The sequence below is a fragment of the Arthrobacter sp. efr-133-TYG-118 genome (assembly GCF_030209755.1).
Lineage (GTDB): Bacteria > Actinomycetota > Actinomycetes > Actinomycetales > Micrococcaceae > Arthrobacter.
This window is the reverse complement of sequence record NZ_JARVRH010000002.1, coordinates 65602-87294: the sequence shown is the minus strand read 5'-3', so window position 1 is coordinate 87294 and position 21693 is coordinate 65602. Positions and strand designations below refer to the sequence as shown.

At 63.7% G+C, this 21693-nt stretch carries 25 protein-coding genes and 1 pseudogene; 16 read left to right on the top strand and 10 right to left on the bottom strand.

Features of this window, described 5'->3' with window-relative positions:
* Nucleotides 1–7 precede the first annotated feature (7 nt).
* Complete coding sequence (locus tag QRN59_RS01270) at nt 8–538, top strand: ferritin (protein ID WP_284980742.1); 531 nt, start codon at nt 8–10, stop codon at nt 536–538.
* Nucleotides 539–753: 215 nt separating this feature from the next.
* Complete coding sequence (locus tag QRN59_RS01265) at nt 754–1260, top strand: hypothetical protein (RefSeq protein ID WP_284980741.1); 507 nt, start codon at nt 754–756, stop codon at nt 1258–1260.
* A 32-nt stretch (nt 1261–1292) separates the two neighbouring features.
* On the opposite strand, the pseudogene QRN59_RS01260 reads toward QRN59_RS01265, so the two are convergent.
* A pseudogene (locus QRN59_RS01260) lies at nt 1293–1886 on the bottom strand (TetR/AcrR family transcriptional regulator C-terminal domain-containing protein); the annotation flags it as partial.
* 116 nt (nt 1887–2002) lie between these two features.
* On the opposite strand from QRN59_RS01260, the gene QRN59_RS01255 reads away from it, so the two are divergent.
* Nucleotides 2003–2149, top strand: coding sequence for a lmo0937 family membrane protein (locus QRN59_RS01255; protein ID WP_284980740.1), 147 nt, complete (start codon nt 2003–2005; stop codon nt 2147–2149).
* An 83-nt stretch (nt 2150–2232) separates the two neighbouring features.
* Here QRN59_RS01255 and zapE read toward each other — a convergent pair whose 3' ends face one another.
* The 4 genes from zapE to QRN59_RS01235 are packed head-to-tail and all read right to left on the bottom strand — an operon-like array spanning nt 2233 to nt 4772.
* Entirely contained in the window at nt 2233–2763 is a 531-nt protein-coding gene (gene zapE, locus QRN59_RS01250; protein ID WP_284980739.1) for an AFG1/ZapE family ATPase, read from the bottom strand.
* On the bottom strand, nt 2763–3758 hold the full coding sequence (gene corA / locus QRN59_RS01245; RefSeq protein WP_284980738.1) for a magnesium/cobalt transporter CorA: 996 nt from the start codon (nt 3756–3758) through the stop codon (nt 2763–2765). The genes zapE and corA overlap by 1 nt, the downstream gene beginning before the upstream one ends.
* 18 nt (nt 3759–3776) lie before the next feature.
* Entirely contained in the window at nt 3777–4202 is a 426-nt protein-coding gene (locus tag QRN59_RS01240) for a DUF1761 domain-containing protein (RefSeq protein WP_284980737.1), read from the bottom strand.
* 9 nt (nt 4203–4211) lie between these two features.
* Entirely contained in the window at nt 4212–4772 is a 561-nt protein-coding gene (locus QRN59_RS01235) for an Lrp/AsnC family transcriptional regulator (RefSeq protein ID WP_284980736.1), read from the bottom strand.
* Between the two features lie 168 nt (nt 4773–4940).
* On the opposite strand from QRN59_RS01235, the gene QRN59_RS01230 reads away from it, so the two are divergent.
* The 3 genes from QRN59_RS01230 (at nt 4941) to QRN59_RS01220 (ending at nt 7160) form a co-directional block, all read left to right on the top strand.
* Complete coding sequence (locus QRN59_RS01230; protein WP_284980735.1) at nt 4941–6179, top strand: MFS transporter; 1239 nt, start codon at nt 4941–4943, stop codon at nt 6177–6179.
* Between the two features lie 91 nt (nt 6180–6270).
* Entirely contained in the window at nt 6271–6936 is a 666-nt protein-coding gene (locus QRN59_RS01225; RefSeq protein ID WP_284980734.1) for an ArsR/SmtB family transcription factor, read from the top strand.
* Nucleotides 6933–7160 (top strand): 2-nitropropane dioxygenase, encoded by a 228-nt coding sequence (locus QRN59_RS01220; RefSeq protein WP_284980733.1) that lies wholly within the window; start codon nt 6933–6935, stop codon nt 7158–7160. Before QRN59_RS01225 ends, QRN59_RS01220 begins: the two co-directional genes overlap by 4 nt.
* Before the next feature lie 30 nt (nt 7161–7190).
* Here QRN59_RS01220 and QRN59_RS01215 read toward each other — a convergent pair whose 3' ends face one another.
* Nucleotides 7191–7694 (bottom strand): Lrp/AsnC family transcriptional regulator, encoded by a 504-nt coding sequence (locus QRN59_RS01215; RefSeq protein ID WP_284980732.1) that lies wholly within the window; start codon nt 7692–7694, stop codon nt 7191–7193.
* Nucleotides 7695–7825: 131 nt separating this feature from the next.
* On the opposite strand from QRN59_RS01215, the gene QRN59_RS01210 reads away from it, so the two are divergent.
* On the top strand, nt 7826–8989 hold the full coding sequence (locus QRN59_RS01210) for a trans-sulfuration enzyme family protein (protein WP_284980731.1): 1164 nt from the start codon (nt 7826–7828) through the stop codon (nt 8987–8989).
* A 6-nt stretch (nt 8990–8995) separates the two neighbouring features.
* Here QRN59_RS01210 and QRN59_RS01205 read toward each other — a convergent pair whose 3' ends face one another.
* Nucleotides 8996–10312, bottom strand: a complete 1317-nt coding sequence (locus QRN59_RS01205) for an MFS transporter (RefSeq protein WP_502871004.1) — start codon at nt 10310–10312, stop codon at nt 8996–8998.
* A 65-nt stretch (nt 10313–10377) separates the two neighbouring features.
* Here QRN59_RS01205 and QRN59_RS01200 point away from each other — a divergent pair, with 65 nt between their 5' ends.
* Both QRN59_RS01200 and QRN59_RS01195 read left to right on the top strand, forming a co-directional pair.
* Nucleotides 10378–11352, top strand: a complete 975-nt coding sequence (locus QRN59_RS01200) for a LysR substrate-binding domain-containing protein (protein ID WP_284980729.1) — start codon at nt 10378–10380, stop codon at nt 11350–11352.
* Nucleotides 11353–11467: 115 nt separating this feature from the next.
* Nucleotides 11468–12370 carry an N-acetylglucosamine kinase gene (locus QRN59_RS01195; RefSeq protein ID WP_284980832.1) on the top strand — a complete coding sequence of 301 codons (903 nt, stop codon included), beginning with the start codon at nt 11468–11470 and terminating at the stop codon, nt 12368–12370.
* A gap of 112 nt (nt 12371–12482) precedes the next feature.
* Here the strand turns inward: QRN59_RS01195 and QRN59_RS01190 are convergent, their stop codons facing one another.
* Nucleotides 12483–13526 (bottom strand): pirin family protein, encoded by a 1044-nt coding sequence (locus QRN59_RS01190; protein ID WP_284980728.1) that lies wholly within the window; start codon nt 13524–13526, stop codon nt 12483–12485.
* A 56-nt stretch (nt 13527–13582) separates the two neighbouring features.
* Between QRN59_RS01190 and QRN59_RS01185 the strand changes: the two genes are divergently transcribed.
* The 7 genes from QRN59_RS01185 to QRN59_RS01155 all read left to right on the top strand — a co-directional run bounded on the left by QRN59_RS01185 (nt 13583) and on the right by QRN59_RS01155 (nt 19955).
* On the top strand, nt 13583–14041 hold the full coding sequence (locus QRN59_RS01185) for an NUDIX hydrolase (RefSeq protein ID WP_284980727.1): 459 nt from the start codon (nt 13583–13585) through the stop codon (nt 14039–14041).
* A 137-nt stretch (nt 14042–14178) separates the two neighbouring features.
* The gene (locus tag QRN59_RS01180; RefSeq protein WP_284980726.1) at nt 14179–15264 is read left to right on the top strand and encodes an ABC transporter ATP-binding protein; all 1086 of its coding nucleotides are present in this window, start codon (nt 14179–14181) and stop codon (nt 15262–15264) included.
* Nucleotides 15264–15974, top strand: coding sequence for an ABC transporter permease (locus tag QRN59_RS01175; protein ID WP_284980725.1), 711 nt, complete (start codon nt 15264–15266; stop codon nt 15972–15974). The genes QRN59_RS01180 and QRN59_RS01175 overlap by 1 nt, the downstream gene beginning before the upstream one ends.
* Entirely contained in the window at nt 15971–16717 is a 747-nt protein-coding gene (locus QRN59_RS01170; protein WP_284980724.1) for an ABC transporter permease, read from the top strand. Before QRN59_RS01175 ends, QRN59_RS01170 begins: the two co-directional genes overlap by 4 nt.
* Nucleotides 16714–17658, top strand: a complete 945-nt coding sequence (locus tag QRN59_RS01165) for an ABC transporter substrate-binding protein (RefSeq protein WP_284980723.1) — start codon at nt 16714–16716, stop codon at nt 17656–17658. The genes QRN59_RS01170 and QRN59_RS01165 overlap by 4 nt, the downstream gene beginning before the upstream one ends.
* Nucleotides 17659–17829: 171 nt before the next feature.
* Entirely contained in the window at nt 17830–19050 is a 1221-nt protein-coding gene (locus tag QRN59_RS01160; RefSeq protein ID WP_059387460.1) for a pyridoxal phosphate-dependent aminotransferase, read from the top strand.
* 50 nt (nt 19051–19100) lie between these two features.
* On the top strand, nt 19101–19955 hold the full coding sequence (locus QRN59_RS01155) for a polyphosphate kinase 2 family protein (RefSeq protein ID WP_284980722.1): 855 nt from the start codon (nt 19101–19103) through the stop codon (nt 19953–19955).
* A gap of 20 nt (nt 19956–19975) precedes the next feature.
* On the opposite strand, the gene QRN59_RS01150 is transcribed toward QRN59_RS01155, so the two are convergent.
* Nucleotides 19976–20218 (bottom strand): exodeoxyribonuclease VII small subunit, encoded by a 243-nt coding sequence (locus QRN59_RS01150; RefSeq protein WP_284980721.1) that lies wholly within the window; start codon nt 20216–20218, stop codon nt 19976–19978.
* 3 nt (nt 20219–20221) lie between these two features.
* Complete coding sequence (xseA, locus tag QRN59_RS01145; protein WP_284980831.1) at nt 20222–21496, bottom strand: exodeoxyribonuclease VII large subunit; 1275 nt, start codon at nt 21494–21496, stop codon at nt 20222–20224.
* Nucleotides 21497–21693 lie beyond the last annotated feature (197 nt).

The following is a 21693-nucleotide window of genomic DNA, read 5'->3' as shown; positions in this document are numbered from 1 at the left end:
CGGGCGCATGGCAAAGAAGACATTCAATGAGCTCCTGTCCGCCCAGGTTGGAAACGAGTTCGCTGCGTCCCAGCAGTACGTCGCGGTGGCGGTGTACTTTGATGGCCAGGATCTACCGCAGCTTGCAGCACACTTCTACCGGCAGTCATTGGAAGAACGCAACCACGCCATGATGATGGTCCAGTACATGTTGGACCGCAATCAGCCGGTCGAGATTCCGGGAGTTCCGGCCGTCCGAAACGACTTTGCCGACGTGCGGGAACCGATTGCCTTGGCGCTGGCCCAGGAAAAAGAAGTCACCCGCAACATTGAGGAACTCTTCCGGGCAGCGAGGGAACAGAATGATCCCCTCGGCGAGCAATTCATGTTGTGGTTCCTGAAGGAGCAGGTCGAAGAAGTGGCCTCGATGACTACTTTGCTGAATATCGCGGAGCGCGCGGACAACCTCTTCGACCTCGAGAATTATGTCGCCCGGGAACAAGTCGGCGATAGCGGGAACGACACCGGCGCGCCGCCCACCGCAGGTGGGTCGATCTAGGGTGTCCGGTTTCGGAAACGGACATGATGGCTTTCCTTATTCTTGAACAGGAGGAAATCACGCCAAAGTTCCAGTTACCAGACGGATCCCGCGCCCATTAAACGTGCACGCGCTCTTCGTTGCGGAGTTCGTCGGCATCCGTCGAGCATGACGGGGGCCTTGCTCTTCCGCAGGATGCCACGGGGACCTACCATGACTCTGGTAAGGGGGCCCCGATGCATCGCTTCGGTCCGGTAGGTCGCGTCTGTTGGGTTCTTGGCGTACTCGCCGTCGGGGCGCCGCTCTTCCTGTCATGTGGATCCCCCAGCGTGTGCCCGGCTGTCGGCTACGGCTCGTTGGTGACTTTGCATGTCACCGCAGAGCGCGCCGCGACCCTCGCAACGCTCGGCATCGAGATGTGCCAGGACGGCACGTGCCACAGCTTCTCCATCAACGCCTTGACGCCGCTTACACCCGGTCCCATTCCCCTGCCGACCCCGCCCGGTGCGCCCCGAGCGGTGCCCTTGCGCATGGCGGACGGAAGCATCGACGTCCGTATCGAGGCCAGCATCAACGACCACCCGCTCGATCTCACGACATCGGGCACCAACACCTCTGGCTCATCGATCGGCATGAGCCATGCGAGGCTCAAGCCAACGACTACCTACCCGGACGGCCGAGACTGTGGCGGCCCGACGACGGCCGTTGCCACTCTCGACGCGCGCGGCCTCCGTGCCGGCTAGCCTTTGGCTCCGACCCACCGCAGATGTGCCGCTCAGTGTTTGGGATTGGTTTTCTCGCCGACGAGGGCGGCTGCGAGTCCGGCGAGCAGGATGCTGATGCCATGGTTCAGTTCGGCCGCGCCGTCGTAGTCCGCGAGCACCGGGCCAAGGGCGCGGAGGCGGGGAAATTCCTTCGCGGGCAGGCGGTGCAGGCCAAGGCGTAGCAGCGCTTCGTTTTCGTCCGGATCCACGATGAATTCCTGCAGTTCATTGAGGGTGTGGCCGTACAGGAACCCGTAGTAAGCCCGGTAGACGTGCAGCGCATCGGCCGGGGCGAACCCGGCGTCGATCAGCAACGAGAGGATCTGCTCAAGCGGGCGCAGCGTGCCCAGCGGGCGCAGGCCCAAGGGGGTCGACAGCGGGCGGGTCACGAGCAGTGGCACCACGTTTGGGTGCCGGAGCGCCAACAGGCGCAGGTCATGGGCTATCTGCCGCAGCTGTGCCTGCCAATCCGGGCGGTCCGGGAAGATGGAAAGCTCCTTCAGGACCAGCTCCGTCACTCCGTCCAGGAGCGCGGCCCGATTGGCGGCGTACCGGTAGAGACTCATCGGATCCCGGCCCAGTTCCTGCCCCAGACGCCGCATGGTGGCTTCCAAATGGAAAAACCGCACTGACTGACCCACTTACCTTCATTAGTAAGTATACTTACTAATGAATGCCCTAGGCCACCGGCCGGGGCACGCAAACAAACAAGGAGACTCACATGTTGCTTTGGATAGCCATCATTATCGCCGTTCTCTGGCTTCTCGGCTTTATCGGCGGCATCGGCGGCGGGCTCATTCACCTGCTTCTGGTTATTGCCGTCGTCGTTCTGATTTTCCACTTCATCCGTGGCAGGTCACGCGTCTAGGTCCAACTGCCGCGCCGCCCCCTCCTGGGCTTAGGTTCCGGAGGGGGCGGATTCCAGGGCCTACCTTTCGCCGGAACCGGCGATCAGCTGCCCCCGGCCTCTACTTCTTCAAAAGGCTCCGGGGCTTCCACCCGGCCCAGGAGCGACAGGCGGCCTGCGATTCGGCCCAGATCAACGCGCTGGGCGCCGATCCGGTGGGCCGGGTCCAGGGCCGGAACACCGGCCAGGTCCCAGTCCAAGGGGCCTTGGCCCACCAGGAACAGCGTGATGCCCTGGTCGTACAAGACATCCATCACATTGCTGAACCGTTGCCAGGCCGGTGCGGACCCGGCAGTCGACTCGATCGTTGGCGAGGGTACGCCGTCGATCACCCAGGTTCCGTAGTCCTCGGCCAAAGCCGCGTAGTCCGCCGTCGACATGAGGCCGCCGCACAGTTCCGCGAAACTGACCCAGAGCATGTCGTCAGCCATTTTGACGGTGAGCCGTTGCGTTGTGGGGGTGAGGATCCGCTCTTGTGACTTCACCGGCTGGAACAAACCGAAGGCTCCGAGTTGCGCCGGCGTTCCTGGAGTGATGATCTTGCCCCTGCTGAAGCCCTCCTGTCCGGGAGCCATTAGAGCCAGTTCTTCCGCTTGAAGATGACATACATGATAAAGCCCGCGGCAACCATCATTCCCAGCGCCATGGGATAGCCGAATGGCCAATGGAGCTCAGGCATGACGTCGAAGTTCATGCCGTAGAGCCCGGTAACGAATGCGGGTGCAAAGAAGATCGCGGCCCACGAGGAGATCTTCTTGGTTTGTTCGTTTTGTGCCGCGCTCGCCTCGTTTTGCCGGTTCGCGGTCAGGGTCCCGTCGAGGGTCAGGGCGTTTTGGAGCAGGTCGCGGAACCCATTGGCGCGGGAGATTACTTGTTCGACGTGGTCCTCCACATCCCGGAGTTTGCGCTGCAGCTCGATGTCGACTCCGTATTTCACGAACCCGCGCTTCAGGGAGGCCATCATGTCCGGGAGCGGGTTGATTGCGCGCTGGAACTGGATGACCTCGCGGGCAAGTTCATAAATGCGCCGCGAAACCAGGGGATCGCCGCCGAAGAGCTGGTCCTCGATCTCGTCGATGTCGTTTTCCAGCCCCGAGATCACAGGGCCGTAGTCGTCCACCACCCGGTCCAACAATGCGTACAGGACAGCTTCTGGACCATGGCGCAGCAGTTCCGGTTGTTTTTCCAGATCGCGACGGACCTGGGCCACCCCGGGAGTTTCCGCGTGCCGGACCGTGACGACGAAGTTCTTCCCCGTGAAGATGTGAAGCTCACCGAACTCCACGGTCTCTGTAGCGTCGACGTATCGCGCAGGCCGGAGGACTGTGAAGAGGTTGTTGTCGTAGCGTTCCAGCTTGGGCCGCTGGTGGGCGTTGACGGCGTCCTCGACTGCTAGCAAGTGGAGGCCGAACTCGGCAGCAACTGCCGCCATTTCCGTCTCGTCCGGCCGGTACAGTCCAATCCACACCATCCCGCCGTGGGCGGCCAGCGTTTCGACGCTTTGCTCGAGGCTTCCCGGAGTGGCGGTCCGGATACCGTTCACATAGACGGCATTGTCAATGATGGTCACGAGGCTATTCTCCTCCCGTTACTGCAACGCCCCGATGATTGACCCGGCGATAGTCAGGGCCACGATGTCATGGCCGGAGTCGATGAGGGTCACGGCGGACGGCCTGCCCGCAAAACCGTTGTGGATGACGTGGCCGCCGACGCGGAAGACGGCCGCAATCACTAGCGCAAAGAAACCGGCGGCAAGGCTTCCCTGCACGCCCAGCTTCCCGATGAGGACGGCCAGCAGGATGCTCGTGAGTGCTGCGGCCACCATCATGGGGATCCAGATTCCTGCGCCGCCGTCGATCTTCTTGAGGTCTTCCTCCGTCTTGCCAATAGCCTGCATCCACCGTCTCCCGAGGACCGCCGGCATGTACCAGACAAATCCGATGACCATGCTGGAAACGAAGGCCAGGAGTATCGCCAGCCAGTTGAGGTGCTGAAGAGAAGAGAGCCAATCCATTCTGGAATCCTAGTCGGCTTCCCTGACCGGCGAATCGGTGGAAACCTGCGTTTTGACCCGTTTCGTGGCGCCGGCGGTCCCGGCCGCGTCCACGAGCCTGCCTATGAGCGGCTCTGTCCGGTAGGGGATATGGGTGTGCAGGGCAAGGACCGTCTCGGTGCGGATGACGCCTTTGGTTCTGAGGATGGAGCGAAGCGCGGTTTGCAGGTTGTGCGTGTCGGTGGCCACCACCCGGCATAAGAGATCTCCCCGCCCTGAAATTTCATGCACCTCAAGGACCTGGGGGATGCGGCGCAGTGCTCCGATCACGCCGTCGAGTTCCCGGTGGGTCACCTCCAACGTCACGAAGCCGACGACGTCGTAACCCACCTTTTCGAGGTCGACCTCGCGACCGCCGTCGTTCAGTACGCCCGAGCGGACCAGGCGCCGCATCCTCGATTGGGCGGTGTTGCGCGCAATCCCCAGGGACTCGCTGAGTTCGCCGATCTGAACCCTGGGATCACGGATCAACCCGAGCAGGATCTTCAGGTCCGTCGGATCGAGGGTATTCAAATCATCACTCCGGCTCATTTGTGGTCATCAGTGGACGTCAATCTTGACTATTCTGATCAATTCTTTCATGGACATCTGATCTATCTGGCTGGCTTGCGGCATCCTATTGCCATCAATATTTTGGGCCGTCCAGTCCCGGCCCACAAGGCCAGGTTCCGTGATGGCCGCTGAGGCGAAGGCACGGAAATGACTGTCTTTAGCGAACTGCGCATGCGCCAGGCCACGGCCGGGCGCTGGGGCTGGGATGCTTCCACCACGGCACGGCTGGTCCTGGCCGGCGCCGTCATGTTCACACTGCTGGTCGGTGCCAACTTGGCGAGTCCGCTGTATCCGCTGCTTCAGGCAGAACTGGGAATCACTTCACTGGGCGTGACAGTTGCCTTTGCAAGCTACGTCCTGGCACTCGTGGCTGTGCTGATGCTCGCCGGCCACTGGTCGGACCATATCGGCAGGCGTGCGGCACTGGTGCTGGCTGTCCTCGTGGGCTTGGTCGGTGGCCTGGTTTTCGCCAACGCTGACAACCTCTTGATGCTCTCGGCCGGCCGGATGCTCCAGGGCGTTGCCGTGGGCCTTGCCACCGGAGCGAGCTCGGCGGCGCTGCGTGAATTGCTTCCGTCCCGGCCCGAGTGGGCTTCCCGTTTCACTTTGCTGTCTTCCTCCGGAGGGGTGGCCGCCGGTCCCGCCATCGGTGGACTGCTTTCGCTGCTCCCGGGTGCCACGTCAACGCCGTTCTTCATTCACGCGGCCGTCCTGCTCCTATTGCTGGTCCCGCTGTGGCTTCTCAAAGCACGCCCGGCGATCCGGCCTGCCGAAGGCCCGCGCCCCTACACGGTGCTCGCGCCGCGACGTCCCTCCGTATCGCGGGAAGCCAGGGGAGCGTTTTGGCTCGCCTCAAGCGTGGGATTCCTCAGCTTTGCCGTGTTCGGATTCTGCCTTTCGCTCGCGCCCGGCTACTTCGCCGTCGTCGTGCACGCCGAATCCCGCCCCATGACCGGTCTGCTCGCCGGACTGACGCTCGGAGCGTCCGCGCTCAGCCAATTGCTGACCGTCCGCGGCCGTTTCGCCGTGCCCGCCGGATTGGCGGTCTTGGGAGTTTCCATTGTGCTGGTCGGCGCGGCGGCATCCCTGTCCAGTCCGGTGCTGCTGGTGGCAGCGAGCCTGTGCGCAGGGGTAGGGCAGGGGATCGCCTTCCGGCTGGTGTTCAATGACGTTGCCAGCAAGGTTGAAGCGTCCCGGCATGCCCAGATCATCAGCACCGTCTACGTCATCACCTACCTTGGCAGCGCTGTGCCGGTCATCGGGTTGGGCCTGGCTGCCTCGGTCATCGGGCTGGGCGCCGCTGCCAGCTATTTCACTGTGGTGTGCGGGCTGGCAGCCACGGTGCTCGCTGTCGTATCCCTCCGCAGGGTGCTCCGCAAGGGCTGACCAGTGGTTCCCCTGACGAGCCCAAGTTCGCAAAGATTGATTTGCAAAGAAAGTCTTGCAAAGGTTTCTTTGCAAGAGTAGCGTTTCCGGCATGGACAAGGTTCAAGAGCCTGAATTCCCCGTCCGCAAGGTCGATACGGCATCCCTCAAAGCGCTCGCACACCCCCTGCGCGTCCAGATCCTCGAGATGCTGTCGCGTTACGGGCCGCAGACCGCCTGCAGCCTGGCCGAACTGCTCGATGAATCCAGCGGCGCCACGAGCTACCACCTGCGGCAACTTGCCAAGTTCGACTTCGTCCAGGAGGTCCAAGGCAAGGGGACAGCACGGGAGCGGTGGTGGGAGCGGCCCAGGGGAGCAATCCAGATCACTTCGCCCGAGTTGGCACATTCACCGGCAACGCAGGAGGCATCGCGGCTGGTAACCCGCGAGTTCGAACGCAGCAGGCAGGCCGTTCTCGCGGACTTCATGGCACACGGCATGGACTCCTTGGACGAAGACTGGCTCGACGCAGCCATCGTCAACACGGCCAACGCCCGGATGTCGGCCGAGCAGCTCGGCCGCTACGCCCGCTCCATGGAAGCCTTCGCCCGCAATCTTCTGGAGGAGATCCGGAGCGAACCCGAGGCGGACGATGCCCGCCCCGTGCAGATCCATTTCAACGCATTCCCGATCCTGGGCGTCCCGGCGTGGGCCGGAGACAAGAAATCCCGCGACGCCAAGTCGCACGCAGCAGCCACCGAAGGGAAAAAGTCATGAGCACTGCCACCGCACCATGCAGCACCTACCGCCGGCCCTCCATGCTGGAGTCGGCAGCCGCCGGAATCGGAACCAGCCTGGTTTCGTGGGCCGAGCGCAGGCGCTACATTCCTCCGGCCGACCTGGCCATGCAGCGGGCCGCACTCGCGCGCCGGCAGGAACTCGGTGATTTCCGCCAGGACGCCATTGGGGCCGCACACTCCGGCCTCGAGCCGCGCCACTGAGCTAAGTCGAATCACCCGCCAGGTCAACCGCTATTCCGGCAGCGGCCCGTGGTTGCCCTGGATGTGGGCGAAGACCAAAGTGGTCTCAGTGTGGCCCACTACGGGGTCCGTGGCGAGGTTGTCCAGGACCCAGTCGCGGAGGTCGTCGGTGTTGGCGACGGCGATGTGCAGCAGGTAGTCCACGGAGCCCGAAGTGTGGAACGTGGAGATGACTGCAGGGAGGGCGGGAACCCGGGCCGTGAAGCGGTCGATCTGGTCGCGGTCATGGGCGCGCAGGCGCACGGCGATCAGGGCCTGGACCGATCGGCCGATTGCCGGGAGGCTGAGGACGGCTTCAAAACCCTCGATAATGCCGCGTTCGGAAAGTGACCGCGTCCGCATGAGCGCCGTTGACGGAGCAATTCCGACGAGTTCGGCCAGCTGCTTGTTGGAGATCCGGGCATCGTCAACCAAAGCCGCGAGGATGCGTTCGTCGATCGCATCCAGGGGCTCGCTGATGCCGACGGGCCGAACGTTCTTCGGGGTGGTGGTCACGGATCCTCCTGAAAGTGCTGTCTGTTCATCATAGGTGCCAGTTTCCGCTCAATCCATTCATTTGCACTGTCAATCTCCGAATTATTGCCAGATACTGACCAAATTCAACGGTGAATAATTCAAGGAGAGCAGTGACAGCCATAGACACACTCGCAGTCCACGCCGGCCGGACAGGACTCACGGAGCAAGGCGTGCACGCCGTTCCCATCGACCTTTCAACCACCGCGCCGCTGCCCTCTGTTCACGATGGCGGCCTCGCCTACGAGCAGATGGCCACGGGCGGCGTGCCCCTCGACGGTCAGAGCACGGTGTACCAGCGTCTCTGGAATCCTACGGTAGCCAGGTTCGAAGACGGCGTAGCTGCGCTCGAAGGTGCAGCGCAAGCCGTCGGTTTTGCCTCAGGGATGGCAGCCTTCAGCGCCGTGCTGCTCGCCGCCCAATCAGAAGGGAAGACGCACGTGGTCGCGGTGCGGCCACTCTACGGCGGCACCGACCACGTTCTGGCCAGCGGCCTGCTTGGCAACCAAGTCACCTTCGTCAAGGCCGACGGCGTCCGGGATGCCCTTCGTCCGGACACCGGCCTGGTGGTGCTCGAAACCCCCGCGAACCCGAGCCTTGACCTTGTGGACCTTAACCGCCTGGTGGCCGACGCCGGAGACGTTCCGGTTCTCGTGGACAACACTTTTGCCACGCCGATCCTCCAGCAGCCACTCAAGCACGGCGTCGCGATGGTGCTCCACAGCGCCACGAAATTCCTGGGCGGCCACGGCGATGCCATGGGCGGCGTGGTGGCAACAAGCGCGGAGTGGGCCACGCGGCTGCGCCGGGTCCGTGCCGTGACCGGGGGCATCCTGACTCCGTGGCCCGCCTACCTGTTGCACCGGGGCCTGGCCACCCTCCCGATCCGGGTACGGGCCCAACAGGACCACGCCCACAAGATCGCGGCAGCCCTCGCAGGCCACGAACTCGTCGCCAAGGTGTACTACCCGGGGCTTCCCGAGTGCGATCCTTTGCACTTGGTAGGTACGCAGATGAGCGGTCCGGGCTCGTTGGTCTCTTTCGAGCTTGAATCGGCCGAGCATGCGGAGCGCATTCCCGGCGCAGTCCGCCTCATCACGCACGCAGTGTCTCTGGGCGGAATCGACACACTGATCCAACACCCGGCCGGATTGACCCACCGCCCGGTGGCCCCGGAGGCCAAGCCCCAGGCGCGCATGCTCAGGCTTTCCATCGGCTTGGAAGATCCGGCCGATATCATCGATGACCTGGTCCAGGCTATCGAGTCCACCCGGTAGCGACTGCTACTTTCCCTGTCCGGCTGGTTCCAAGGAGCCGACGACGGCGACCTGGCGCACCGGGGATCGGTGCACGACGGCGGTGATCACCGCCGTCGTGCACCCAAGTCCGATGACCGTCCAGGCGAGTGCGCTCCAGCCGAAAGCCTGGAAGGCGAGTCCGCCGGCCCAGCCAATAATGCTGGAACCCAGGTAGTAGGACAGGTTGTACAACGACGCTGCTTGCGCGCGGCCGCTCGTCGCGATGGTCCCGGTCCAGCCTGCTCCGATGCTGTGCGCGGCGAAGAAGCCGCCGGTGAAGACAACCAAGCCCGCCAGAACCGCGGCGATGTTGTCCCACAAGGTGAGTCCCAGGCCGGCGGTCATGGTCGCGATTCCGGCGAGCATGACCGTGCGGCGGCCGAAGCGCATGGACAATCCGGCTCCCCAGCGGGAACTCACGGTTCCGGACAAATAGGCCAGGAAAATCAGGCTGACCACGGTGGCGGGCAGTCCGAAGGGCGCGGCATGGAGGCGGAATCCGAGGTAGTTGTAGACGGCCACGAAACCACCCATCAACAGGAACGCTTGAACATAGAGGGCCAGCAGCCGAGGATTCGAAGAATGGCCCGCCAACGTCTTCATTGCCCCGCGGAAACCTCCAGCGGAACTGGGTGTGAACCGGCGCGGCTTCGGGACCAGCAGCAGGAACAGGGCTGCCGATGCTGTCGCAAGGATCGAAACGGCGAAGGCCGCGGCCCGCCAACCCCACACTTCACCGATGGGTCCGGCGAGCAAACGGCCGGCGAGTCCGCCGAGGGTCGTGCCTGCTACGTAGCTGCCGGCGGCCAGCGCGGCGTGTACTTTGTTGACTTCTTCATTCAAGTACGCGATGGCGATCGCCGGAATACCGCCCAGGGCCATGCCCTCCAGTGCCCTCAGAGCGAGAACAAGCGGAAAGGTGGGGGCCAGGGGGACGAGCAGGCCCAGGACCGTGGCTGCCGCGATTCCGATGGCCATCGCACGCACGCGGCCGATCTTGTCGGCGACGAAGGACCAGGGCAACACTGTTGCCGCGAGGCCTACCGTGGCCAAGGAAATAGTGAGCGCTGCCTCTGACGCCGTGATGTGCAGCTCGTTCGCCATGAGTGGCAAGACGGCTTGGGTGGAGTACAGCTGCGCGAAGGTGGCCACTCCAGCGAGGGCCAGGCCGGCCAGGATCCGCCGGTAGGCAGCGGAGCCCTTCAGATGGCCTTCCCAATCGGACTCTGCGGGGCTCGTGGATGCTGCGCTTCTACTCACCTTTCCACAGTAGGGCGACCCGAAGTGATGATTCCAATGCATGATTCACTTAAGATTGATAGCCAAAATGGATGATATTGAAATGGTCGATCTGAGGACGGACAGGCATGGACATCGAACACAAGCAACTGGTCCAGCTACTGCCGTTGCTGCCACTGCTGGCTGAGCTTGGCCGGACAGAACATGTCACCGAGACGGCCGAGCTGCTCGGAGTACCCCAATCGACGGTGAGCCGGGCGCTGGCCCGGGCAAGCGCCGTCGTCGGGACCGAACTCCTTATCCGTGAAGGCCGCGGAGTCCGCCTGACCCCGGCCGCCAAGACCCTGCTTCCCTACATCGAAGCGGCGCTCGCGGAATTCCAGGCGGGACTGGACGTGGTCCGCCACGAATCCGATGTTGTCCGCGGCCGAATCGGGGTGACCTTCCAGCACACTTTCGGCGAGGCCACGTTGCCGCTGCTCATGAGCGCGTTCCGGAGCCGGCACCCCTCCACGGCCTTCGAGCTCAGCCAAGGAGCGCGTGCCGCCTGCCTTGATTCGCTCATCGCCGGTGACGCCGACTTCGCCTTGACGGCACCCGTGGCGGCTCCGGGCAGGAACATCGGCTCGGCCGCGCTGTACCGCGAGCCGCTGCGGCTGGTGCTCCATCACCGCCATCCGGTGGCCCGGCGGGCCAGCGTGCGGCTCGACGAGCTCAAGCATGAGCCGTTCGTTTCCATGGGGCCCGGCTTCGGCTTGCGTTCGCTGACCGACGCGATCTTCCGGGACGCGGGCTTTCGCCCGAGGGTCGCTTTCGAGAGCCAGGACTCGCACACCATCCGCGGGCTCGTGTCCGCTGGACTGGGCTACAGCATCCTGCCGCCGGGAGGACTAGGGCCGGGACCCCAAGGGGTCCTGGATTCCACGGACCTGGGGTGGGTGGAAGTATCACTCGACTCGGAACTCGCATACCGGGAGATAGGGATTGCCTGGCGTGAACGGCGCAAGGAACCGGACCCCGTAAGGCTTTTCCGCGAACTCGTGCTTTCCGAAGGGCCGGGGCTGCTCGCAGGACTTGTCAAAGCGCGATCCGGAACCCAATAGATCCACCCGGTGCGCCCGCGCTAGGCTTTTGGACGTGGAGACTGCAGAAAACACGACCCCCGGGCCCGACGACGGATTGGTATCGGGCGCCGCCGAGGGCACTGCCCGCGGACTTGTGCAGGGTAACGGCTCCGTCGCGGCAACGGTCATCGGGCTCGACATCGGTGGCACGAAGACCCACGGTGTCCGCTTCGAGGACGGCAAGCCGGTCCGCGACGAAAGCACGGGCAGCTCCAACGTCCAGAACGTGAGCCGGGAGACGGCGGCGAAGAATCTTGCCGAGCTCTTCGCCATGATCGGTGGCGGCGACGTGGACCGCGTCCTCGCCGGCGCAGGCGGAATCGACACTGACGCCGATGCCCGCGCCCTGGCCGAACTGATCGAACCCCATGTCCCGGGCGCACAGGTCACGGTGGTCCACGATTCCCGCCTGCTACTGGCGGCAGGCCGGGCCAGCACGGGAGTGGCTGTCATCGCCGGGACTGGATCCGCGGCCTGGGGAAAGAACGCCGAGGGGGAGGAAGCCCGTGCCGGCGGCTGGGGCTTTCTCCTGGGCGATGAGGGCAGCGGTTACTGGCTGGGCCGGGAGGCAGTGCGTCACAGCCTCCGCCGGATGAACAAAGGGCTGGAACCGGACGGCCTCACAGCGGCCCTCCTGGAATCCTGCGGGGTGGACGATCCCAACAAACTCATCGCACTGTTCCATTCGGAGGACACCGACCGTAGGTACTGGGCCCAGCGCGCAAGCGCCGTAGTGGAGACCGCCCTCGAAGGGCTCGAGATCAGCCGCCAACTGCTGGACCAGGCAGGGCGGGATCTCGCGGAGCTGGCGGCGCAGGCCGTTCGCCAGCTTGGCCTCCCCGGACCGGTGATTCTGGGCGGCGGGCTCGGCATGAACGTCGAGCCCTTGCAGTCCGCTTTCCGGGCGGGACTGGCCGCACACGGGATCACCGATGTCCGGGTCCTGGACCAGGAACCGGTTTTCGGTGTGCTGCGGATTGTCGCGGAGCTTCCGTAGCCGGACACTGGCTCATAGGCGACGCGCAAATGGCCGACGGACTCGGAGAAAGACTGGCGACGCGGGAATTCCTGTGTCGCCAGTCCTGATGTGTATCGCCAGGCTGTGGGTTCTACTCCACAGCCCTGTTCCGGGACCTCGGCTTGAGCTGGACGCCCGGCATGGGCGGTGCGGGGATGCGCCCGGCTTCAACTCCGGCATCGGGCCCGTGGCCATGGATCCAGCCGAACCGCGAAGCGCGGGCGTCGTCGTCACTCAGGAGCGCCTGGGCTTCCCAGTCTTCGCGGGCCTGCTCCACTTCCTCATGCGTACGGCCCACGAAGTTCCACCACATCAGGATGTCCTCTTCGAAGGGTTCACCGCCTAGAAGCATGAAGCGTGTTCCGCGAGCCGCCTCAAGGCGGAGCGTTTCCCGGCCCATGCCGAGGAAGGCCAAGGGACCGGGGTCGACTTCCTGGCCGTCGATCACCGCAGAGCCGTCCAGGACCAGGACCGCATGCTCGAATTCGGGGTTCAGCGGCAGCTCGATCGGGCCCGAGGCTGAGATTTCGACGCCGACAATCGGGCTGTACATGATGGCAGGGGAGCGCTGTCCGGCGAATTCGCCCACGAGCACCGTGGCCCTGAAACTGTCCGTGGCGACCACCGGCAGGTCGACGATCTGCTCGAACGACGGCGCCCGGTGCCTTACGCCGTCGGGCAAAGCAACCCATAACTGGAGGCCCCGGGACAGCGGCAGGAGGGTGCCGGCGTCGGGCGCGTCCGGGTGAAGTCCTGCTGGCAGCACGCCGAACTCGGAATGCGAAATGCCGCGGCCGGCCGTCATGATGTTCAACTGTCCGGGACGGACCACGACGTCGCTGCCTACGCTGTCGCGGTGCCGCACCTCGCCCTGGAGCGGCCACGTGACCGTCTGCAGTCCCATATGCGGATGGGGAAGAACGCTCATAGCGACGCGGTCCGGGCCGAAGCTGTCCAGGAAGCACCAGGCTCCTACCGTCGGCATACCGCGCTGGGGGAGGGTGCGGGAAACATTCATGGCCCGTACGCCGCCCAAGGGAACCTCGCGGGCCGGCCAGAGCTGAACAAAGGGTCCTTGCCCGGGATGTCCGGCGGGGCAGACTTCCTGTGACGGGGCCGTTTCCAAGTTGGTCACAATACAACTCCATGTGCTGAACAGTGTTCCCTCCAGCTTAGGCCTAGGCTGGCTCCATGAGCATCCAGTTCGACACCCGCCCGGCCGCGTACGGAGTGGTCATCCGCGACGGAGCAATCCTTTTGGCCTATTGGAAGCAAGACGGCAAAGAGGGCTGGACCCTTCCGGGCGGAGGCCTGGACCTGGGGGAGCATCCCGTGGACGGCTGCCGCCGCGAGATCCAGGAGGAAACCGGGTACGACGCCGACATCGGAGCGATGCTCGGCATCGACGTCGGCCACTGGCCGGGTGAGGAGCGGTTGGACGGATCCGGCCGTGATTTCCAGGCAATCCGGCTGGTCTACGAGGCAAGCATCACGGGCGGCGAATTGACCCACGAGATAGACGGCAGCACTACCCACGCCGCTTGGGTCCCGCTGGGCAAGGTTCCCGGACTGAACCGGGTGTCCCTGGTCGATATCGGCCTCCGCCTGCACAGTGAGCGGCCCCTCAACGGAAAACTGCCCACGCCCTGAGCATTGCCGAATCATTACGGTCTTCGCGCCTGCGCTGACATCGTCGGTGGTGCTGGTTAGGCTGTAGAACATCAGTTCGCTGTTGATTGATTTCCATCGTTGATATTTGCGGCCCGAAAAGTTAGGTAAGCCCCGGAATGGCTGAAGCCATGATTGAGTTCCAGAGCGTCACCAAGCAGTATCAGGGCGGACAACCCGCTGTTGATGGATTGAGCATGTCCATCGACAAAGGTGCCATCACCGTATTCGTCGGACCCTCGGGCTGCGGAAAGACCACGTCCCTGCGGATGATCAACCGTATGGTAGAGCCCACCTCGGGCACCATCACCGTGGCAGGCAAGGATGTTTCGAACGAGCCGGCCGCCCAGTTGCGCCGATCCATGGGTTACGTCATGCAGTCTTCGGGACTCATGCCGCACCGTTCGGTACTGGACAACATTGCCACCGTTCCGCGGCTCAACGGCGTTTCCAGGGCGGCAGCCCGCAAACGCGCGGAAGAGCTGCTCGACGTCGTCGGGCTGGCGTCGGTGCTCGGCAAACGGTACCCATCCCAATTGTCCGGCGGCCAGCAGCAGCGCGTCGGGGTAGCCCGCGCGCTCGCAGCGGACCCGCCCGTACTGCTCATGGATGAGCCCTTCAGCGCGGTGGACCCGGTTGTCCGTGACGAACTCCAGCAGGAACTCCTCCGGCTCCAGCGCGAACTGGCCAAGACGATTGTCTTCGTCACCCATGACATCGATGAAGCCACCGTGCTCGGCGACAAAGTGGCCGTTTTTGCCGTCGGCGGCAAACTGGCGCAATACGCGGCACCCGAAGAGATCCTCCGGGCGCCCGCCAATGACTTCGTAGCCTCGTTCGTGGGCCGTGACAGGGGATTCAGGCACCTTTCTTTCAACGGCGCCGACGCTGTTCCGGTGCATCCGGTCAAGACGGTGGAGGCCCCGCACGTTGCCGAGGGCAGCGGCGAATGGGCCTTGGTGCTCGACGGCGGCTCCCGGCCCATGGGATGGGCCTCGCCGCGCGACGGTGCCGGCCTGATTCCCGGAGGCTCCTTGTTCCGGCGCGGGGATACGCTCCGCCGGGCGCTGGACGCCGCTTTGTCCTCACCTTCGGGCCTTGGCGTGGTGGTGGACGACGCCGGCAAGCTCGCCGGCGTGCTCAAAGCCGATGAAGTGCTGGCGCTCATCGAGAAGACCCGGCACAACAGGGAGGACGCCCCCTGATGGAATGGTTCCTGGCGAACAGCGGCATCGTCTTCGAGCGGGCCGGCGAGCACCTTGTCCTGGCTTTGATTCCCATGGTTTTGGGTCTGCTCATTGCGGTGCCTTTGGGGCAACTGGCCCGGCGGAACCGTACCCTCAGGGCCGTGGTCACCACGGGAAGTTCCCTGCTGTACACCATTCCTTCCCTGGCGCTTTTCATCATCCTGCCGCCGATCTTGGGAACCCGGATCCTGGATCCGCTCAATGTCGTGGTTGCCCTCACGATGTATGCCGTCGCCTTGCTGGTGCGGGCTGCCATGGACGCCTTCGATTCCGTGGACGACGACCTCCGCATGGCGGCAGTCTCGATGGGGTTCAAACCGACCGCACGGTTCCTGCAAATCGACCTTCCGCTTTCCCTGCCCGTGCTTTTTGCGGGCCTGCGCGTGGTGTCCGTCAGCAATATCTCCCTCGTGAGCGTCGCCGCACTCCTGGGGGTCGGGAACTTGGGAATGCTGTTCACCGATGGACTGCAGCGCTCGTTCGTCACTGAGGTGGTGGTCGGCATCATCGCGATTCTCCTCCTGGCCCTCATCATGGACACGTTCCTGGTCCTGTTGGAGAAGCTGCTGACGCCCTGGACTCGGGCCGGTGCGGTCACCGCCAAGCAAGATGCCAAAGCAGGGGAGTTCATCGCAGATGCCCGGATGCACGCGGAGGCAAGCCGATGAGCAATATCTTCGTTGACACCCTTGCATGGCTCACGGATCCGGCTCACTGGTCAGGAAGCGGCGGAATCGCCACGAGGCTCCTGGAACACTTGCAGTACTCCGGGCTGGTCTTGGTGATTGCCGCGGCCATCGCGGTGCCGGTGGGCCTCTTCATCGGCCACACGGGACACGGACGCGTCGTGGCCGTGGCGTTCGCCGGCGCCTTGCGGGCCCTCCCCACCCTCGGCCTGCTTGTCCTCTTTGCGCTGTTGGCTGGAAGCGGACTCATGCCTCCCGTCTGGGCCCTGGTCATCTTGACGGTGCCGCCTCTCCTGGCCGGGACCTACGCCGGGATTTCGAGCGTCGATCCAACGGTGGTTGATGGAGCCCGGGCCATGGGCATGACAGAACTCCAGATCTTGTTCCGCGTGGAGCTGCCCAACGGACTCCAGGTCATGTTCGGCGGCATCCGCACGGCGGTCCTCCAGGTCATCGCAACGGTTTCCGTGGTGGCGTACCTTCCGCTGGGAGGCTTGGGGCGTTATCTTTTTGACGGATTGGTCCTTCAGGACTTCCCCCGCATGCTCGGCGGGTCACTGCTCATCGCGGCGTTGGCAATCGCCGTCGACCTCATTCTGGCCATGGCGCAGAGGATCCTCCTCCCGCCCGGACTTTCCACCGATTCCAACGGCGGCCACAAGGCCGCCGGAGATCTCGCAGCCGCCGCACCAGCAGGGGCTGCCGTTCAAGGAGGTACCGCATGAAGCAACCCGTCACCCTGACCCGCCGCGGGCTCGGCGGCCTAGCGGCCGGAGTCGGCATTGCGCTTGCTCTGAGCGCATGTGGCGGCAGCCCGCTGTCCACCCCGTCCACCAGCGCCCCCTCCGGGGCCGGCGGCTCGCTCACCGTGGGCTCGGCAGATTTCCCCGAGAGCCAGGTCATCGCCGAAATCTACGCCGGAGCACTGAACGCCGCCGGCGTCACCGCTACCACGAAGCCCAATATCGGATCCCGCGAAATCTACTTCAAGGCCGTGCAAGACGGTTCGATCGACCTCGCCCCCGACTATTCCGGCAACCTGCTGTCCTACCTGGATGCCAACGCCACGCAAGTCTCGGCTGATGACGTCTACAAGGCGCTGCCCGGAAAGCTTCCACAGGGCCTGGGAGTGCTCGACCCCGCCAAGGCTGAAGACAAGGACGCCATGGTTGTCACGAAGGCCACGGCGGAGAAGTACCAGCTCAAGTCCATCGAAGACCTGGCCAAGGTCTGTGGGGACTTCACGATGGCGGCACCGGCAACCTTTGAGACCCGCGCCTATGGGTTCCCGGGCCTCAAAGCCAACTACAACTGCGTGCTCAAGGGCCTGAAGCCGTTTAGCGACGGCGGCGGTAACCTCACGCTGCAGGCCCTGCTTTCCAACGACGTCCAGGTTGCCGACATCTACACCACCACGCCGTCCATCCAGGACAACGCCCTGGTGGTACTGGATGATCCCAAGAACAACTTCAAGGCCCAGCAGGTCCTCCCGCTGTACAACATGGCCAAGATGACGGACAAGGCGAAGGCAGCCCTCAACAACGTATCCAAGATCCTCACTACGGACGACCTCATCAACCTCAACCGGGCAGTCAGCGGCAACCAAAAGCAGAACCCCAAGGACGCTGCGGCCGCTTGGCTCAAGGACAAAGGGATCGTGAAGTAAGTCCCCACCGCCTCCCTCGCCTCGCTCCGCTCGTCCAGGGAACCCTCGGCGGCGGAGGCCCCTGCAAAGGACGACGGCGGCAAGGAACCCTTTTGGGGGCCTCGCCGCCGTCGTCGTGAATGTGAGTGATGTCTCAACTGAAGTACATCCCCGGTATGGCATATTTGATGAATGGCAGAATTCAAGCAGTCCACCAAGCTTCATAATGTCCTTTACGACATCCGTGGACCGATTCTTCAGGCCGCCCAGCAGATGGAGGCAGAGGGTCACCGCATCCTCAAACTGAATATCGGAAACCCGGCACCGTTCGGATTCGAAGCGCCGGACGCGATATTGGTGGACATGATCCGCCATCTGCCCCATGCCCAGGGATACAGCGATTCACGCGGAATTTTCTCTGCCCGCACCGCCGTCTCGCAGTACTACCAGACCCGCGGCATCCAAAATATCCACGTTGACGACATCTACCTTGGCAACGGCGTCAGCGAGCTCATCACCATGTCGCTCATGGCCTTGCTCGAAGTGGGAGATGAGATCCTTATCCCCACTCCCGACTACCCGCTTTGGACCGCCTCGGTGGCACTGGCCGGCGGACGTCCGGTCCACTATCTGTGCGACGAGGAATCAGGCTGGCAGCCCGACCTTGAGGACATGGAATCGAAGATCACGCCTCAAACCAAGGGCATCGTGGTCATCAACCCCAACAACCCCACGGGTGCCGTGTACCCGGAGGAGACCCTCAAGAAGATCGTGGCCCTCGCCGAAAAGCATGGCCTTGTGGTGTTCGCCGATGAGATCTACGAGAAGATCCTTTACGAAGACGCGGTCCACGTGAATCTTGCCGGACTCACCGGCGACGACGTGCTCTGCCTGACGTTCAGTGGATTGTCCAAGGCCTACCGGGTGTGTGGCTACCGCGCCGGGTGGATGGCCATCTCCGGACCCAAGAAGGACGCCGCGGACTACCTTGAGGGCATCAACCTGCTGGCCAACATGCGTCTGTGCGCCAACGTGCCCGCGCAGCATGCCATCCAGACCGCCCTCGGTGGCCATCAGAGCATCAACGATCTCATCCTGCCCGGCGGCAGGCTCCTTGAACAGCGGAACAAGGCCTACGATCTTCTCAACGCCATACCCGGCGTCAGCACACAACAGGCCAGGGGTGCCCTCTATCTGTTCCCGAAGTTGGACCCCGAGGTCTATCACATCCGCGACGACGAGAAATTCGTGCTCGACCTTCTCAAGGAGCAAAAGATCCTCGTCTCACACGGACGGGCCTTCAACTGGGTGCGTCCTGACCACTTCCGCATGGTGACCCTGCCGAACGTGAAGGATATTGAAGAAGCGATTGGCCGCATGGCGGACTTCCTTGGGCGGTACCAAGGCAACTAGCCTGTTGTGCAAGCCGCGACGAATGCGGCCGGACCAGAGGGGACGTCGACATGGCCGGGATCAAGGAGTTTACCAAGCAGGTATCCACGATCTTGAAGGCCGGGCCAGGATTCTCGCTGGACGCAGTAGACCCCGGATCGACGCCCGGCTACAAGGGCAAGAAGCCTGACGGCGTCGCCTTGCTGGAAGCGCAGGACGGTCGTTTGGACGTGCTGCAGGAGATGCTCTTTGCCGAGGGAAAATTTGGCAGCTCCAAACGTGTGCTGTTGATCCTCCAAGCCATGGATACCGCAGGCAAAGGCGGGATCGTTGAGCACGTCGTCGGATCAATGGATCCCCAAGGTGTCAAGGTTGCTCCGTTCAAGGCTCCAACGGACGAGGAGAAAGCCCACGATTTCCTCTGGCGGGTCGAGAGGGCCTTGCCCGACGCCGGATTCGTCGGCGTTTTTGACCGATCCCACTACGAGGACGTGCTGATACACCGAGTGCACGGTTGGGCCAATCACGCTGAACTGGAACGGCGCTACGCGGCCATCAACGAGTTCGAGGCACGCCTCGCCGGACAAGGCACGGCGATCGTCAAGGTCATGCTTAACATCAGCCGCGATGAACAAAAAACGCGCCTGCTGGCGCGATTGGATGACCCGTCCAAGCACTGGAAGTACAGCACGGACGATCTCAAGGAACGCGCGTTTTGGGATTCCTATATGGACGCCTATCAACGGGTCTTCGAGAAAACATCAACAGATGTGGCGCCCTGGTATGTGGTTCCAGCAAACAAGAAGTGGTTTGCGAGAATCGCGGTCCAGGAGCTTCTCCTCGAGGCCCTCGGGAAGCTGGACCTGAGCTGGCCGAAAGCCGATTTTGACGTGTCGGCGGAACGGGCGATGGCCGTCCAATCCTAAGGGGCCTTTGCAAATCCTCGCTATTGCTCGTTCTCGCTCCGGGCGGCGGCCAGCCTCCTGCGGGCACCCTCCAACCACTCTTCGCAGCGCTTTGCCAAAGCCTCGCCGCGTTCCCAGAGGGCGAGTGATTCCTCAAGGCTTGCTCCGCCGGCTTCAAGGCGGCCAACCACAGCCATGAGCTGCTCACGGGCTTCCTCGTAACTGAGAGCGTCCAGGTCCTCAGCGGATGCCTCGGCCGCAGGGGATGTGTTTTCTGCTGTCATTTCTTAGTCCTCATTTTGCTGGTGCTTGCTAGGTTGTCCGGCAGCTGCGGCGGCTCCGGAAGACACGGCGGCAAGGCGGCCTTCCGCCAACCGGAGGGTCAACTCCGTACCGTCAGGGGCTTGGTCCGGGCTCCGGACGACATCGTGGCCGACCCCGTCCGCTCCCGTAACCTGGACCACGGCGTAGCCGCGGTCCAGTGTTTTTTGGGGAGACAATGCCCTTACCTGTGCACGGAGGTGGTGCACCTGGTCAAGTGCACGGATAACTGCGGAACTTACCGCGGTGTGGGCATGTCTCCGGAGCCGTTCGACGTCCTCTTCCCGTGCGGTGACCATTCCCTCGGGGGACGCCAGCACAGGGCGTGATCTCAGCGCGTGGAGTCGGTCCGTTTCGCGGTCCACGAGGCGTCCCACGCCGCGGCGTAGCTGCTCGCGGGCCTGACGTACCCTTGCAAGTTCCTCGACGACGTCTGGGACGATCCTCTTCGCGGCGTCGGTGGGCGTGGAGGCGCGAAGGTCGGCGACATCGTCCAGGATGGGATGGTCGGCTTCATGGCCGATCGCACTGACTACCGGAGTGGCCGCTGCGGATACTGCCCGGACCAGATCTTCGTTGCTGAATGGAAGCAGATCTTCCAAGGCTCCGCCACCGCGGGCGATCACGATTACATCCACGTGCGGATCGGCGTCGAGTTCCTTAAGTGCAGCCAGGATCTGACCGACTGCGGTGACACCTTGGACGGCGACCTCCCGGACGGCGAATTCGACGGCGGGCCAGCGAAGGGCCGCGTTGCGCAGGACGTCTTTCTTGGCGTCCGAATCGCGGCCGGTGATGAGCCCGATCCTGTGGGGGAGCAGGGGCAGCCGCCTCTTCCTAGAGTCTGAAAACAGCCCCTCGGCGCCAAGGGCCTGGCGCAAGCGCTCGATTCTCGCGAGGAGATCGCCGAGGCCGACGGGACGGATGTCCTTGATCGACATGTTGAGCCGACCGGTCTTGAGCCAGAATTCAGGTTTCACCAAGGCCACGACGCGTGAGCCACGCTCGAGCGGCATCTTCTGGCGGTCCAGGACGTTGGACCACAGCGACGCGGGCAAGGAGATTTCGGCGTCGGTGTCCCGCAGCGTCACGAAAGCGCTGCCGCCGCGACGGTTGAGTTCGATGACCTGGCCCTCGATCCACGCGGCCGGGGCCCGTTCTATGTGGGTCTTGAGCTTGCGGGATAGCAGCTGCAGCGGCCAAGGATTGTCGGGACTTGTCTCCGACGCCGTCGCGGGCAGGGTCGACTCTGCCTTCGTGGATTCTCCTCCGGCGGGCTCTTCTTCCTGGGCTTCCCGGTTTGGGAATCCAGAAATCGGCAACGCCCGTGGCGCGCCGCCCGGTACAGCATCATGGGACACGCGGGTAGCCTCCTGCTGGTGGCTGGTGCATGGTTCCGTCCTCGCTGGTACTTTGCTAAGGGGTGCAGGAAGCACTG